The 246-nt window shown below is 43.1% G+C and carries 1 protein-coding gene; it reads left to right on the top strand.

All coding sequences use genetic code 11. The features are described from left to right. A partial coding sequence (locus tag H5158_RS23060) for a transposase domain-containing protein (RefSeq protein WP_182741005.1) occupies window positions 1-234 on the top strand: 234 nt, incomplete at its 5' end. Window positions 235-246 lie beyond the last annotated feature (12 nt).

Below are 246 nucleotides of genomic sequence, written 5' to 3'. Positions count from 1 at the left end.
CGTGCAGAGCGAGCTATAAAACCGTTCGTAATAGGGCGAAAAAACTGGTTGTTCTCAAATACCTGCAATGGTGCTCATGCCAGCGCTATACTTTATAGTCTTGTTGAAACCGCAAAGGCAAATGATCTTGTAGTGCATGACTATATTACTACTTGCTTACAACATATTGCAGAGCAGCCAGATAACCTTGAGCCACTTCTGCCTTGGAACTTTAGCAAAGCTAGGTGTCGTTAGCTATACGCTTAC

Origin of the sequence: Pseudoalteromonas sp. SR45-6 (genome assembly GCF_014163545.1) — a bacterium.
Taxonomy (GTDB): Bacteria; Pseudomonadota; Gammaproteobacteria; order Enterobacterales; family Alteromonadaceae; genus Pseudoalteromonas; species Pseudoalteromonas rhizosphaerae.
Note: the sequence above shows the minus strand (reverse complement) of the source record. Positions and strands in the feature narration are given on the sequence as shown.